The 15,724-nt window shown below is 55.9% G+C and carries 9 protein-coding genes; 6 read left to right on the plus strand and 3 right to left on the minus strand.

All coding sequences use genetic code 11. The features are described from left to right. Positions 1–185 precede the first annotated feature (185 nt). On the plus strand, positions 186–2,360 hold the full coding sequence (locus KRAC_RS11970) for a sensor histidine kinase (protein ID WP_007907235.1): 2,175 nt from the start codon (positions 186–188) through the stop codon (positions 2,358–2,360). A gap of 108 nt (positions 2,361–2,468) precedes the next feature. After that, a complete protein-coding gene (locus KRAC_RS11975; RefSeq protein WP_007907237.1) occupies positions 2,469–2,951 on the plus strand; it encodes a response regulator transcription factor in 483 nt (160 codons plus the stop codon). A 50-nt stretch (positions 2,952–3,001) separates the two neighbouring features. Here KRAC_RS11975 and KRAC_RS11980 read toward each other — a convergent pair whose 3' ends face one another. From KRAC_RS11980 to KRAC_RS11990, 3 genes are all read right to left on the minus strand, one after another. Beyond that, positions 3,002–4,135, minus strand: coding sequence for a serine/threonine-protein kinase (locus KRAC_RS11980; protein WP_007907238.1), 1,134 nt, complete (start codon positions 4,133–4,135; stop codon positions 3,002–3,004). A 148-nt stretch (positions 4,136–4,283) separates the two neighbouring features. Further along, complete coding sequence (locus KRAC_RS61355) at positions 4,284–5,591, minus strand: FHA domain-containing protein (protein ID WP_007907239.1); 1,308 nt, start codon at positions 5,589–5,591, stop codon at positions 4,284–4,286. A 175-nt stretch (positions 5,592–5,766) separates the two neighbouring features. Further along, the gene (locus KRAC_RS11990; RefSeq protein ID WP_007907240.1) at positions 5,767–6,960 is read right to left on the minus strand and encodes a protein kinase domain-containing protein; all 1,194 of its coding nucleotides are present in this window, start codon (positions 6,958–6,960) and stop codon (positions 5,767–5,769) included. A gap of 1,250 nt (positions 6,961–8,210) precedes the next feature. On the opposite strand from KRAC_RS11990, the gene ppc reads away from it, so the two are divergent. The 4 genes from ppc to KRAC_RS12010 all read left to right on the plus strand — a co-directional run bounded on the left by ppc (position 8,211) and on the right by KRAC_RS12010 (position 15,706). Continuing rightward, positions 8,211–11,120 carry a phosphoenolpyruvate carboxylase gene (gene ppc / locus KRAC_RS11995; protein WP_007907241.1) on the plus strand — a complete coding sequence of 970 codons (2,910 nt, stop codon included), beginning with the start codon at positions 8,211–8,213 and terminating at the stop codon, positions 11,118–11,120. A gap of 606 nt (positions 11,121–11,726) precedes the next feature. Then, positions 11,727–13,034, plus strand: a complete 1,308-nt coding sequence (argG, locus tag KRAC_RS12000) for an argininosuccinate synthase (RefSeq protein ID WP_007907244.1) — start codon at positions 11,727–11,729, stop codon at positions 13,032–13,034. Between the two features lie 3 nt (positions 13,035–13,037). Beyond that, positions 13,038–14,444, plus strand: a complete 1,407-nt coding sequence (gene argH / locus KRAC_RS12005; RefSeq protein ID WP_007907245.1) for an argininosuccinate lyase — start codon at positions 13,038–13,040, stop codon at positions 14,442–14,444. A gap of 2 nt (positions 14,445–14,446) precedes the next feature. Further along, positions 14,447–15,706 (plus strand): argininosuccinate synthase, encoded by a 1,260-nt coding sequence (locus KRAC_RS12010; protein WP_007907246.1) that lies wholly within the window; start codon positions 14,447–14,449, stop codon positions 15,704–15,706. Positions 15,707–15,724: the final 18 nt, after the last annotated feature.

Consider the following 15,724-nt stretch of genomic DNA (forward strand, 5'->3'; position numbering starts at 1 on the left):
ATATGACGAAGCATCATCATATTTGTAATCACCAATAGAACTATGCGAGGCGACGGCCTCAGTTCGCCGTCTACTTGACACCTTTAGACGTCACCTTTACAATACACTTATTGACAAAAGGTGATACATCAAGTAAACATCCAGGCCATAGAGACCGTGGGATAGTTGGAAGCTAGGATAAAAACGTGACACAAGGCGTTAATGTAGAACAGATACTGGCACCTCACTTGCCGCGCTTAAAAATGAGCCTGCAACACGCATGGGATGGGCATCAAGGACGAGAAAATGAGAACGACGCGTGGCAGCTCTTTCAGACGCTCATCGGCACACAAGATCACGATGAGTCATCCCTCACCGCGCGCTTTGAGCAGGTAGGACGCCGACTCGTCACCTATGATGAGAAGCTCGATACGCGACTGCAAGAGATCCAGAGTTTTGTGGATGCCGCAGCTACCGAGATCAAGCACATCTTTCAGGAGCATCCCGAAGAACTTGTGACCACGCTTGGATACCTCTACCAACTACACAATAAAAGCGCCCTCGCCCTCACACGAGGGTTCCAGCATGTCGTGGAACAGCAGGCCAGGAGCACCACACATTTAACGCAGCAGCTTGAGCATCGCCTCCTCGCGCTTCAGCGGGTCAATGGCTACAGCAACTCTGCTATGGACCTGGACCAAACCCTCGAAAACACAGCACAGGTAATTGCCGAGGAGCTGAATGTCGATCTCTGCTCCATCTTCTTCTATGATGAGCTTCAACGTGTCCTGACCCTGCGTGCAACCAATGGACCACGTCCCCTGGGTGGTATGCACTTCATTCTGCGCCTGGGTGAAGGCTACAGTGGATGGGTCGCCGATAAGGGCCGCCCCTTGCACTCGAACGACGCCCTGGGCGATCCCAATTTCGCCACCGAGGCCCGCTCATACAGTACCCCCTACCGGGGCGTGATGGCGCTCCCCATCATCTTCTTTGGCACCGCCGAACGCCTCATCGGTGTTATCAGCGTGCAATCAAGCGAGCCGCGCGAGTTCACCCGCGACGAGGTTAACTTTGTCGAGGTAATTGCGGGCATCATCGCCATCAATATCGAGAATGGCCGTCTCTATGAGCAGACCGACGAGCAGCTACGCCGCAAGGTACACGAACTCGCCACCATTCACCGCGTCTCCTATATCATCGCCTCCACGCTCAATCTGGAAGAGGTATTGCAGATTATCACCACGCAGGCCGTGCATCTCTCAGGTGCCGAGCGCTCGTGCATCTTTGAACTCGATCCCGACCGGCGACGCCTGCATGCGTTGGCACACTATGGGCTGAATCCCGAGCAGGCGAGCAATCTCCAGATTGGCGTGGGCCAGTGTTGCGCCGGTCGAACCGTCCAGACCGGGCGTCCCAGCATGGCGGTAGACTGCTTCCATGCCGACGAGCATTGCTTTATTCATGATGACCCGACACTCTCATCAGAGATCCACTCGGTACTCTGTGTCCCGCTTAAGGTTAAGCAGAAGGTGCTGGGCTGTATCTGCATCTACAGTAGCCATCGTCACCTTCTCAGTCCTGAGCAGATGCAGCTCGTCGTTACCTTCGCCAATGAGGCCGCCATCGCCATCGAGAATGCGCGTCTCTACGAAGAGACGCGGCGTGGACTCGAACTGAAATCGGTGCTCCTGCGCGAGTTACACCATCGCGTCAAAAATAACCTGGCCACGGTCGCGGGTATTCTCTCGCTTCAGCGCCGACGCACCAGGTCACCCGAGGTACGCCATATTCTGGCGGAGAGCGTCAACCGTGTACAAGGCCTGGCCGCCACCCATGACCTGCTCGCACATGAAGATGTCAGCGAGGCGCGCGTCGACGATATCGCGCGCAAGATTGTGGGCGTTGCTAACGCCAACCTTAGTCCGCCCGAGAAGCGCATCTCCTTCCAGGTCGAGACCTGTCCCGTGGTTATTCCTTCCCGGGCCGTAACCATCCTCGCCCTGGTCATTAACGAAATGGTTTCTAACGCGATTAAGCATGGCATGGCCGATGTAACACGCGGCACCGTCATTATTCGCGGCTTCGAGGAAGAGGATGGATATGTCGCCATCCAGGTACTCGATAGCGGCAAGGGGCCATCAGCCGAGCATGAGCAGCAGGAGGAGCCAGGCGAGAGCGGCGAGGGCCTGGGTCTCTCCCTTATCAAGAACCTGATTGGCGACCTCGGTGGCCGCTTTGCGCTGCGACGCGAGACCATCACCCGTCCCGCCAGCACCAAACAAGGTGAGCAAACCAGCGGGGAGACGGCGGAGTATACAGTTGCAGAGGTCCGCTTCCCACTCCGTCGCTCACGCCCAACCTATGCCTTGAATAGTTAATCTCGTTGCAACTTCTTTCTATTTGGTGGTGTGCTGGGCCTCGTAGCCTGCGGCTGCGAGGCCCAGCACACCACCAAATAGAAATTGGAGAGAGTAGAGGCAAGAAAGATGCAGAACGAGTCTCCAGCGAAACACAGGATCCTGGTTGTCGAGGACGAGGCAGCCATTCAACAGGTTTTATGTTTCTTTTTAGAGCACAATGGTTTTGCAACGCAGGCCGCTTATAATGGGCAGGAGGCCATCAACCTTATTCCCCAGTTTCGCCCCCACCTGATCATCCTGGATCTGGTCATGCGCCCGGTTTCTGGCTGGGACGTTCTGCACTGGCTGCATAGCCATCAGACCAATCCCCCCATTCCCGTCCTTGTTCTCAGCGCCCTCGTTAATTTATCTGAACAACTCCAGGGCATCGAAGAGGGGGCCATCGAATATATTACCAAACCCACTCAGCCCAGCATTATTGTTGAGCGTGTGCGCACGATCCTCTCACTAACAGCCGAACAACGCCTGATGCTGCAACACAAACGCCTTGAAGAGCGCCGCAAAATGCTTGAGCGGCTCCGCGCCAATCCCAGTGATCGCCTGACCTAAAATGGCCCGACGCCGCTAGAGCACAAAATCAATCTCTTTACGCCCCACGACTAGGCGATCAGGGGTTGGCCGCACGCCGTGCAGAAGCGATTATTAGCTGGATTCATCGTACCGCACGAGGCACACTGGTTCATGGGCGCTCCACAGCGCGTGCAGAAGCGCATGTTGGGCTTATTATAATGCTGGCAATAATGGCAGGGATACATCGCCACCTGGCGACTCTCAGCCACAGGAGCAGCCGGTTGCTGTGGTCGCGTATAGGCACTGGCACTGGGTTGAGCATAGTAGGGATTCGCTGGCGCGTTAGCTGCTGGATAGCTAGCTGCCGGCCCAGCTTGTAGTGAACTAAGCGCTTTACTGAGTGCATCCCCCATATCGCTGGCGCGTTGATAGCGCTGCTGGGGATTTTTCGCCAGGGCCGTTAAAATGATATGCTCAATTGGGGCCGGGATATGCGGATTGAAGGATGTGGGACGCGGTGGCGGCTCATAGATATGACTATGGGCCAGGGCTGGATAGTTATCGCCCCTGAATGGGGTAAACCCCGTCAAGGACTCAAAGAGCATCACACCCAGGGCATAGATATCTGCACGACCATCCACGGAACCTCCCTGGCACTGTTCAGGCGACATATATTCAGGCGTGCCTACGCCAGCTCCCGGACGCGTCAGGTTGCTCTGCGTGACGGCAACGACCTTTGCTATACCAAAGTCAGAGAGGATTGGACGATCCGCATCCATTAGCACATTCACTGGCTTGACATCACGGTGAATAATGCCTTGCTCATGCGCATAGGAGAGCGCGCTCGCGATCTGCGTAAAGATAGGAACGGCCTCGGTAATATCCATTACCAGCCCTTCACTATGCAACATATCAAGACGATTCTTCAGCGTCCCGCCTGTCACCAATTGCATAACAATATAGAGATGCCCATTATATTCACTGGCATCATGAACTGTTACGATATTAGGATGGGAGAGGCGAGCAACAAGTTTTGCTTCTAGATTGAAACGTTCTACAAAGCTCCGGTCCGCGGCATACCAGGGCGGAAGCACTTTAATCGCAACCTCGCGATCAAGGTTCTCTTGAAATCCCTTATAGACGCGGGCCATGCCTCCCTGCCCAAGCTTGGCAAGAATGCGATAGTTGCCAAGCGTTGTTCCAATAAGATCGTCTTGCTCCATTGTATCGCAATGCCACGCAGGAATAACATGCACCTTGTATACAAGAGGCACTTCGTGCCTACGTGGCAGTATCTATGTTCCTTCTGTAGATTTTTGTGCTGTACTACAAACGTACCATGTTTCGCGCTCTCAAGCAAGAGAAGCGGGACTAACGCCTGGCAAAGACCAGGACTGTCTGTCCCAGCTGAATGCGGTCGCCTTCCTGCAACTGATACGTCTGGTACTTATTCACCAGCTGCCCATTGACTTTCGTGCCATTCGCGCTGCCCTCATCCTTCAAGGCATAGTTGCCATTGCCCATATTCACGATAGAGGCATGCAGACGTGAGACAGCCAGGTCTTCCAGGAAGATATCGCTCTCGCGGCTACGGCCAATGCTCAAGCTATCCTTGCGCACCTCGTAGATACGGCCAGGCTCTTTACCTTCCTCAACACGTACCATACCCAGGCCACCAGCCTGGCCACCAGGGCGGAGCACGGTTCTATCGGCATCGGAGGCAAACACGGTCTGATCCTGCTGCATTCCCGGGGTATTGGGTCCCGCGGCACCCTGTTGCCACGCGGGTGCCCCACCAGGCTGAGCGCCCCAGGCCCCTTGCTGCTGCGGCTGTTGTGGCTGAGATGCAGCCTGATTCCAGGAGGGATTGGAGCCACCAAAGGACGCAGGCGCGGACTGCGACTGAGGAGCCTGTGCTCCCCAGGGCTGTTGCTGCCCCTGGTTCCAGGCTTCCTGCCCCTGTTGCTGCTGGCCCTGGTTCCAGGGCTCCTGTGTGGCCGCTGGCGCGTTCCAGGAAGGCTGTGAACCCGCGCCGGTCGCTGGATTGCCCCACTGATTAGCAGGCTGCGGAGCTGCGCTTGCTGGGGAGGCTCCCCAGTTACCTTGCTGCGGCTGTTGCGCGGCTGACGCCCCCCAACCCTGTTGCTGCTGTGGCTGTTGCGCTGCATCCCAACCCTGTTGCTGCTGCTGTGGCTGTTGCGCTGCATCCCAACCCTGTTGCTGCTGCGGCTGTTGCGCTCCCCAACCTCCCGGCTGCTGCTGCTGCTGTGACTGGTTCCAGGCGTTGTTCTCTCCGCCCTGGCCCCAGCCCGGCTGCTGCTGCGGCTGCTGCGCAGCTGATGCTCCCCAGCTCTGTTGCTGTTGCGGCTGTTGCGCTCCCCAACCTCCCTGCTGCTGTGGCTGCTGCGCTCCCCAACCTCCTTGCTGCTGCTGCTGCTGCTGCTGCTGTTGTGACTGGTTCCAGGCGTTGTTCTCTCCGCCCTGGCCCCAGCCCGGCTGCTGCTGGCTCTGCCAGTCGCTTGCACTAGAAGCCTCAGCCTTTTTCTTGCCACTACTGCGAATAAGCAAGAAGGCGGCAATCAAGATAACAACAGCGAGAACAAGAATGGCGATTATAATTATTGGCGTGTTTACAGGCAAAGTAACCCCTAATGCAAAAATGTGCTTGGCCTCTTTCATAAATTCACCCCTCTGATTGTAGGGGCGGCAGAAGTAGTCTCGTCGCGACAAGGAGCCAGTCATTTCTCCAGTCACGAACAGCTGCCACCCGAACTCAATCGGGCACCCTTGCGGGCACCCCTACGATTGCGACGCGCTTGTGTGCAACAAACTCAGGCCAGCCGACACACAACAGCTATCGCAATTCAAAGCGTACCTCGACATTGCCGAAGCGGAGAATATCACCATCCTTAAGCTTACGCTCCTCATGCGGCGTTAAAATCTCTCCATTCAGGCGCGTCTTATTCAGGGCATTCAGATCCTCTACCGTATATGTTCCCTGCTGCCTACGCAGATACGCGTGTCTTCGCCCAACGGTCTTATGCTCCAGATCGATGTCGGGATATATACCTAGTGTCGGATCGTGCCGCCCCACTACAAGCAGTTCACCCTTGAGAGCATAGGGCTGACCATTCGCAAGCGCCACCAGGCGGGCCTCGCGCTGCTGTGAAGCCGCGGCTACGGCGCCAGATGGACGTCCAACGCCACTCGCCTGCAAGCGCTCAAGCAATTGATCCAATGCCGCAATGAATTCCTGGGGGGTTGCATAACGCTCATCCGGTGTCTTTGCGAGTGCCTTCTGCATAAAGAGATCGGTCTCCATCGGCAAATCCGAGCGAAGCCGACAGATAGAGGGCACCTTCTCATTGATCTGCTTGATCACAATATCCACTGCGGTATCCCCCTGAAAGGGGGGACGACCCGTAAGCATTTCAAACAAGACTGCAGCAATTGAGTATAGATCAGAGCGTGTATCAGCCGAACGGCTGCTTTCGGCCTGTTCTGGCGAGATATAATTAGCGGTCCCCATAAAGACATTAGACTGAGTCAACGTGACCGTTTCGCGACCACGCGCCAGGCCAAAATCGGTGATCTTCACAAGATTGCTTGTATTAATAAGGATGTTTTGCGGCTTGATATCGCGATGCACAACACCCTGTTTATGTGCGATACACAATCCCTCAGCGATTTGACGTGCATACCCAATGGCCCGGACCGGGTCCATCAAACCATCATTGATCATATAATACTTCAAATTCTGACCATCGATATAATCCATCACAATATAGTGCATATTGCCATCATTGCCATAGTCAACAATGCGCACAATGTGAGGATCATTCAGATGCAAAAGAATATGCGCCTCTCGCTGAAAGCGTGCCAATAAGTCCTCGTCGCTTGAGAGATCCAGGTGCATGACTTTTACGGCGTAAATATGATTGCTCTTGAGGTCACGAGCAACATAGACAGTTGCAAAACTCCCTCTTCCCCGTTCGTCAATGAGCTTATAGCGATCCCTGATGATGTGACCAATCATGTCGCCGTTCATAATACCCCTTTGTGGAGACACCCTCATGCCTTCAGGCAGAGTAAGGGAACAAAGGCAAATACTTTGCTCCACTTGACAATATCCATCCCATATTAGCGGCTTCATTATACACCATCTGCTTACGCATGTCATGGGAGTATACAGCCATTCCTACCTCGCTCCATTGCCCCTTTTTAATAAAACATGCAGAACATGCTTTTTTAGGCCAGGTACAATCAGAGATCAGGCTGGCTATATACCTTCATGATGGCGATCAAACCGCTCTTTATCTTCAGTATTCACGCACCTGAGAGAAAGCAAAAGTTTACCCTTTTTGCTCCCTCCTCTCCAGAGATGCGAAGGCTTCTGACAGCGTATTCTATCATATCAGCCTTGAAATGCGCTCTTTTTTAGGACTGACATAATATAAACGCCGTCCTGCTAAGGTTTTGACCCAACAGAGATTGCACTTTAGTTGCGCTTTCTAGCCACATGTTGTAATTGAAACGTGCGACAGAAGGATGAAGTTGCATTTTCACCGGTTGCCAGACCCGAAGAGACCACGCCAAAAGCAAAAAAATAGGAGAGCCTCAAAATGAGGACTCTCCCATCACAGCCTTTCGGCCAACTACTCATGGAATGCTGCGGAAGAAGAAGAACGCTGGAAGGACACTGCTTCTATTCACCCTGCGGGCGCTCCAGACACTCTTAAGAATTCAGCATATCTGAGCACGATACCTCACAAGAAACAACTCGCCGCCGAGCCAGACCATTCCTGTGATTGGAGAATGGTTCCTAGCTGTGCCTATCACCCTTGATAGTCACCTTTTGTACGCTTTGTACGAATCCGCCAAAACGTAACCTTTCGCCTACCTGCTATAAGTATAAATAGCAGCGCTCCATTTCTAAATAGCTATTTTACGAGAAGTTCCCACCATTATTTATGTGCAATTTGCACAAACACAATCCATTAAAAAGCAATCACCCAACCCTTTAAGCAGTGCGCGATATCCATATAAAGCCTTCTCACCACGACAAAAATTGTGCACTTTATCCATTCCGCATATAGCATTTACCTCGGCTCGCGCAGCGAGCCTCTAGGTAAGATGTGTGGGTGGAAAGAGGGCTTCGCCTTCTTTCCACCCACACATCTTCCTCTGGAGCATAATACGCGCATCTTGTGTATGATAAAATGAGGAGGGCGCAACGACGAGCCAGCATGTCAGTGGCAATAGAGGCCGCGCTAGTATTTGAATTGGAAGATGTGCCATATGCTAGAACAAGAAACTCGCCGCGAAAAAGATGCTCCCCTGCGGTACGATATTCGCACCCTGGGCGATGCACTGGGGCAGGCCATCAAGCGCTATGGCGGATACACCGTCTTCGATACCGTCGAACGGTTGCGCATCTCCTGTAAGCGCCTGCGCGAGTGCGCCGATCTTCTTGCGCATGCCAGCGACACAGAAGCCCAACGCCTGCACGCAGAAATTCATGAGCTCAACCAGGAAATTACACACATTGTCGCGACCTGTGACCTGGGCACAGCAGTTGATGTCATTCGCGCCTTTACAGTCTATTTCCACCTGGTCAATACAGCCGAACAATACCACCGCATCCGGCGTCGCCAGGTCTACGAGGAGACACCCGACCACACACCTCAGCGTGGCTCGCTTGCGGCGCTGATCGCCTTCTTCAAAGAGCAACAGCTCAGCCAGGAGACACTTCAGCAGCTCCTCGACTCACTTGCCATCGAACTGGTATTTACGGCTCATCCCACCGAGGCCACGCGCCGCAGTCTGATCACAAAAACCAGCCGCATCGCGGGCCTGCTTGAGGATCGTGACCACGGGAAGATCAAAACGCCGCGCCAGCAAAAAAGCTGGCAGCATAACCTGGAAGGCACAATCGACCTGCTCTGGCGCACAGACGCGGTCCGCCGGGTACGCCCACAGCCCATTGATGAGATCAAGATGGGCATCTACTACCTGGATGAGGTGCTCTACCAGGCCCTGCCCGACCTCTACGCCGAGTTTGAGGATCTACTGCACGAGGTCTATCCCCAGGCCCAGGTTCCACCCTTCCTACGCCTGGGTTCCTGGATTGGCGGTGACCAGGACGGCAATCCCTTTGTCGGACCCGAAACCATGCATACCGCGCTCCGCCTTCAGCGCGAACACATTATCAATCACTATCGCGACACCATCGAACTCCTGGCCCAGGAATACTCACAGTCTCTCTCGCACACACGTATTACGCCAGAACTTCAGGAGGCTATCGAGCGTGACGAGCTCCTGTTGCCACAATATGATCAAGAGCTGGGTCCACAAACGGCCCTCGAACCCTATCGGCGCAAGCTCTCCTTCATCTGGAAACGCCTGGGCGCCACGATCACGCCTCCCTCATCGACCGAACCCTATACTCAGACCTTTGCCCCGCAGTCCAGGCAGAAAGCCAGGCCCTCCATCGCCTTCTCAAGCGCGGAAGAGCTGCTGACGGAACTGCGCCTGATCCAGGATAGCCTGCTGGCGGATGGCGAGACCGAACTGGCCCGAGGCTATCTTGCGCACCTGATACGCCAGGTCGAACTCTTTGGCTTCTACTTTGTGGCCCTGGATGTACGCCAGCATAGCGCGCGACACGCCAACGCCGTCGCCGAGTTACTTCAGCTCACGGGTCTCTGTCAGGAGGACTATCACACCCTGGATGAGCCAGCACGCCTGCGCATCCTGGAAAAACTTCTCCAGGACCCACGCGTGTTGACGCGCCCCGGACTCAAGCTCAGTGACGACACCTGGCATATCATTCACACCTTCCAGGCTATTCGCCAGGCGCGCGATGAATACGGTAAGCGCGCCGTTAGCTGCTATATCATCAGCATGTCGAACAGCCTGAGCGATCTACTGGAAGTGCAGTTCTTCTGCAAGGAGTTTGGCCTCGACGACCTGCCTATCGTTCCGCTTTTCGAGACCATCGAGGACCTCCATAACTGCACCGATATCCTCGATCAGGCCTTTACGCATCCCGTTTATAGCGTCTACCTGGCCAATTGCCAGCGCCAGCAGCAGGTGATGCTTGGCTACTCCGATAGCAGTAAAGATGGTGGCATCCTCACCTCAAGCTGGGAGCTCTACGAGGCGCAGCTACGCCTGGCCGCGCTGGGACGTAAGCATAGCATAGGCATTACGATGTTCCACGGACGTGGCGGCGCCATTGGACGCGGCGGTGGCCCCATCTATGAGGCCGTCCTTGGCCAACCGCCAGGCACCATCAATGGACACATCCGCATTACCGAGCAGGGCGAGATGCTCTCCTTCAAATATGGTCTCTACGAGATCGCCATTCGCAATATGGAGCTGGTGGCAGCAGGCGTGGCCCGTGCCAGCATTCCTGATGAGCGTATCATTGAGAAATACGTCCATCCGCATGCGCCTGAAGAGTGGCGAGACGTCATGCGCGAACTCTCGTCAAAGGCGCACGCGCGCTACCGTGACCTCATCTACAATGATCCTGCATTCATCACCTTCTTTGAGCAAGCAACCCCTGTTTCAGAACTGGGCTGGCTCAACATCGGCTCGCGTCCAGCGCGGCGCGCAAAAAATCGCGCCATTGAGGAGCTCCGCGCCATCCCCTGGGTCTTCTCCTGGATGCAGAGCCGCTATGTGCTGCCAAGCTGGTACGGAGTCGGGGGCGCCCTGGAAGAATACATTGCCGATCATCCCGAGCGCCTGGAGTTGCTACGCCACATGTATCGTCACTGGCCCTTCCTGGGCGCCTTCCTGGATAATTTGCAGATGACGCTCTCCAAGGCCGATATGCATATCGCCCAGCGCTATACCTCGCTCGTGGAGGATCCAGTACTACGCCAGCGCATCTCCCAGCAAATTCAAGAGGAATATGAGCGCACCCGCAAGCTGGTCATCAGCATCGTCGGAGGCGAAAACCTTCTCGATACCTCGCGTGTGCTCCAGGAGTCGATCAAACGGCGTAATCCCTATGTCGATCCCTTGAGCTACTTCCAGGTCGAACTCATCCAGCGCCTCCGTGCCCTCGGAGGGCCACTCATGCTGCGCAAAGATGAGGAAGAGACAGCGACCGAACAGGATCTAGAGCGTGCTCGTCTTACAAGCGCCGTCCTACTCACCATCAACGGTATCGCCGCCGGCCTGCGCAATACCGGCTAATCCACGCCTATGACGCTCATGGTACTGTGTACTGTGTACTGTGTGCATGCAACTGTGGCTCTGCCACAGTTGCATGCACACACTCACTTTTTCCCCATTGACATTTTGTGGGCTGACCTGTATCATAAATAACAGTAACAGAAATACTGAGTCTGTCCCGCGTTGAGCGAAAGAAGTACAGAAGCAGCAGCCAACAGCGATCCGAAGGAGAGTGGAAGTTCGGAACGGCCAGGCACTTCTCGAACGCCTTCGTGAGCGGTCGACCGAAGAAAATCACTTGCATCCCTCCCCGGAGAGATATGAAGGGTAAGTAGGTTGAGTGGACGGTTACCACGCAGCACATAACCAGAAAAGTGGTCTTTCGTGACTTCGCTACAGCGTCGTAGGGTATCGAGATTTCTCCATCGTTGCTCGTTACCAGATCGAAGGAAAGACAAATAGGGTGGCACCACGGGTGTGTACAGGAGTTTTTCCTGACGCTCTCGTCCCTTCTTCAAATGTGACGGAAGGGGCGAAGCTGGCGAAGCTTTTATAAGGGTCGTCAGGGTCTTCGGGATCATCTCCGCTCCTTCCAGAAAAGTTTCTCAGTTTGAAGGAGTACACACGATGGTAACCAACAATCAGACACATCTGACCCAGGCTACAACCACCAGCAGCCAGGACGCGCTTGCCCTGGCCCTCCACAAAGTCAACTCAGTTGACGTTCCCCAGGGAAACACCATTGCCCTCGCCTTTTCGGGCGGCCTGGACTCGACACTCTGTGTCAAGCTGGCTGAGGCCAAGTATCATGCCAGCAAGCTCTACGCCATCAGCGTAGATGTGGGCCAGGGTGAAGAAGAGCTTAACATGGGCATCCAACGCGCCGAGATGCTGGGCATCACACCTATCGTGCTTGACGCCCGCGAGGAGTTTACCACACAATGGCTTACCAAAGCCATTCAGGCCAACTCAGACTACAATGGCTATCCCATCTCAACCTCAATGACCCGCCAGCTCATCGCAAAGAAAGTTGCCCAGAAGGCGCTCGAATTGGGCTGCGACGCCCTTATGGAGGGTTCTAGCGGGAAGGGGAACGACCAGTACCGCATGCACAATGTCTTTAGCCTCTTCGCGCCCGGCCTCCCCACCTTTGTCCCTGTGCGTGACTTCGACCTGACACGCGGCGAAGAGCAGCTCTTAATGGAAAACTTCGGTATTCCGGTCGAAGAGTTGATCGCCGGTGGGGATGATAAGACAATGTGGTGCCGCTCCATTGCAAGTGGTGGTATCGGCCTGGATACCGAGCTTCCTGACTCCATCTGGATGTGGCTAAAGCCACCTCACACGGCGGCTAATCAGCCTTCGACCTTCAAGATTACCTGGGAGCATGGCCTCCCGGTCGCGCTTGATGGCGAGGCACTCCCCCTGGACGAGATCATTCAGAAGCTCAATGTCCTGGGCGGTGAGAACGGTATCGGCAAGATCGACATGTTCGAGGACGGCATCATGGGCTTGAAGTCACGTGAGATCTACGAGGCTCCCGGTGCCCAGATCCTACTCAAGCTGCACCGCGATCTTGAACTTTACTGCCTGACCAAGGAAGAGATACCCTTGAAGCGTCAGTTAGATGCCCAGTGGTCAAGTATGGTCTACCACGGTGAATGGTTCCACCCACTCAAGAACGCCATCGATGCCTTTATCAATACTACACAGCAGGCCGTGAGCGGCGAGTATGTCGTCAGCCTCTACAAGGGCAATATCGACATCGTCTCGCGCTCCTCGCACAGCGGCCTCTTCTTTCCCGATGTGCGTTCAATCAATAGCGCCAGCTTTAATCAGAAGGAGTGCGCCCCCGCGGCGCATTTACGCGGTCTCCCTTACGAGCTGATCGCGCGCCGCAATAAGCTGGCAGGAATTACCCAGGAAGGATTGTAAAACGTGACAAAGCTATGGCAGAAAGGCTATAGTTTGAACGAGAAGGTCGAGCGTTACGAGGCCGCGCAGAACAGCGCCCTCGACGCTCGCCTCGTGCGCCACGATGTCTGGGGCTCGCTCGCCCACGCCGTCATGCTGCATAAGATTGGGGTGTTAAGCGAGCAGGAGCACCAGACTCTCCACGCGGCCCTCTGCACCGTTCTAGAACTAGACGCCGAGAAACAATTCCAGATTCTCCCCTCCGACGAGGATGTGCATACCAGCATCGAGAACTTCCTGTCGGCCAGAACCGGGGACGCGGGCAAGAAGATCCATACCGCCCGCTCACGTAATGACCAGGTGCTCGTCGATATGCGCCTCTACGGCAAGGAGCAGCTCCACCAGGTCAGCACCAGGCTCTTCGCGCTCACTAGCACACTGCTAGCCTTCGCGGAGCGTTATCAAGACGTGCCCTTGCCTGGCTACACGCATATGCAGCGCGCCATGCTCTCTTCTGTGGGACTCTGGGCCGCGTCTTTTGCCGAATCGCTGCTGGACGACGAGCAGTTGTTAGCTAGCGTCTACGCGCTCAACGATCAATCGCCACTGGGTTCAGCAGCGGGCTACGGCGTTCCCCTGCCCATTGATCGCCAGTTGGTCGCCGACACGCTCGGCTTCGCACGCGTACAGAATAACGTCATCTACGCTCAGAATAGCCGTGGCAAGACCGAGGCCGCGGTCGTCCAGGTGCTCTCGCAGATCATGATTGACCTGAGCAAGCTGGCCCAGGACGTGCTTCTCTATACAACGGTTGAGTACGGCTTCCTGCGCATTCCCCAGGAGCTCTGTACTGGGAGCAGCATTATGCCTCAGAAGCGCAATCTAGGCGTGATGGAACTGGTGCGCGCGCGCACACAGACCATGCTGGCGCTTCAGCAACAAATTCTCGGCATTGTGAGCGGTCTCCCCTCGGGCTTCAATATGGACTACCAGGAGACCAAGGGACCCTTCTTCGCGGCCCTCGACCTGGTACAAGAGAGCCTGGATATCTGTGAGCTGGTCATGAGCCATATCGAGGTCGACGCCGAGCGGGCACTCGCGGCCTGCACCTTTGAGCTCTTCGCCGCCGACCAAGCCTATGAGATGGTGACCGAGGGCATGCCCTTCCGCGATGCCTACCGCATCGTGGGCAAAAAGGTCACCGCCCAGCTTGACAGCAAGGTCCCCTTCCCGGTCGAGAGCCAGGAGCAGCTCGTCGCACGCCTGCACGCCCGCAACCACCTGGGAGGCGCGGGAAATCTAAATCTTGGGCAGGCCCAGGAGCGCCTTGCTCAAGCACACACAAGCTGGGAAACACGTGCCCAGGCCTTCAAACAGGCCATCCAAACACTCGTCGGACCAACACATACCGCCATTCTGGAGATCGAATAAGTATGGGAACTGTAGTACTCGCCTACTCAGGAGGACTGGATACCTCCGTCGCAATTCGCTGGATTAAAGAGAAATACAACCTGGATGTGATCGCCCTGACCATCGATGTGGGCAATGAGCGCGATCTCTCCGCCATCGCCGAGCGCGCGCGCAAGATCGGCGCCGTCAAGGCCCTGGTCGTTGATGGACGCAACGACTTCATCCGCTATTTTGTCTGGCCCGCCCTCCAGGCTGGGGCCATCTACGAGGGACAGTATCCCCTCGCCACGGCCCTGGCCCGCCCACTGATCGCGCGCCTGCTCGTAGAGGTAGCGCGCCAGGAAGGTGCCGTCGCCGTCGCACATGGCTGCACCGGCAAAGGCAACGACCAGGTACGCTTCGATGTCTCCATCAACACCCTCGCGCCCGATCTGAAGATCATCGCTCCCGTGCGCGAGTGGAGCATGACGCGTGACAATGAGATCGCCTACGCCACCGAGCATAACATTCCCATCTCGGTGACCAGCGCCAGTCCCTACTCGGTCGACCAGAACCTCTGGGGCCGCAGCATCGAGTGCGGCATCCTGGAAGATCCCTGGGCCGAGCCGCCCGCCGACGTCTACGCCTGGACCAGTGATCCCGATACCCTGGAGGCCAAAGCTCCTACCTATGTCGAGCTTACCTTTAAGCACGGTATTCCCGTGGCGCTCAATGGCGAGGAACAGGAGGGAGCCGAGATCGTCGAGACCCTGAACCGGGTCGCCGGGACCTATGGCATCGGACGCATCGACCATGTGGAGAACCGCCTGGTCGGCATCAAATCGCGCGAGATCTATGAGGCGCCCGCCGCTGTGGTGCTGCACGCCGCCCACCAGGCGCTGGAGACCATCACTCTCAGCCGCGACCAGGTGCGCTTTAAAGACATTGTCGCGGGCGAGTATGCGCGCCTCATCTACAACGGGCAATGGTATAGCGCCCCGCACCAGGACCTGGCCTCCTATGTCCAGAGCACCCAGCGCTTCGTCAGCGGCACCGTGCGCATGAAGCTCTCGCGCGGGCACTGCACAGTAGTGGGACGCAAGTCCGAGCACTCGCTCTATGACCACGGCCTGGCAACCTATGATAGTGGCGACCAGTTCGACCACAACGCCGCCCTGGGCTTTATCAAGCTCTGGGGCCTGCCCCTCAACACCCAGGCCCAGGCGCAGATTCTCCCCTCCCTCGGGCTGGAGGAGAACCTGCTCAACAGCGGCAACACCAAAGTCCTCAAAGGCGCAGAATAAATAGTTGTGGAAACAGGT

The organism is Ktedonobacter racemifer DSM 44963 (assembly GCF_000178855.1).
GTDB lineage: Bacteria > Chloroflexota > Ktedonobacteria > Ktedonobacterales > Ktedonobacteraceae > Ktedonobacter > Ktedonobacter racemifer.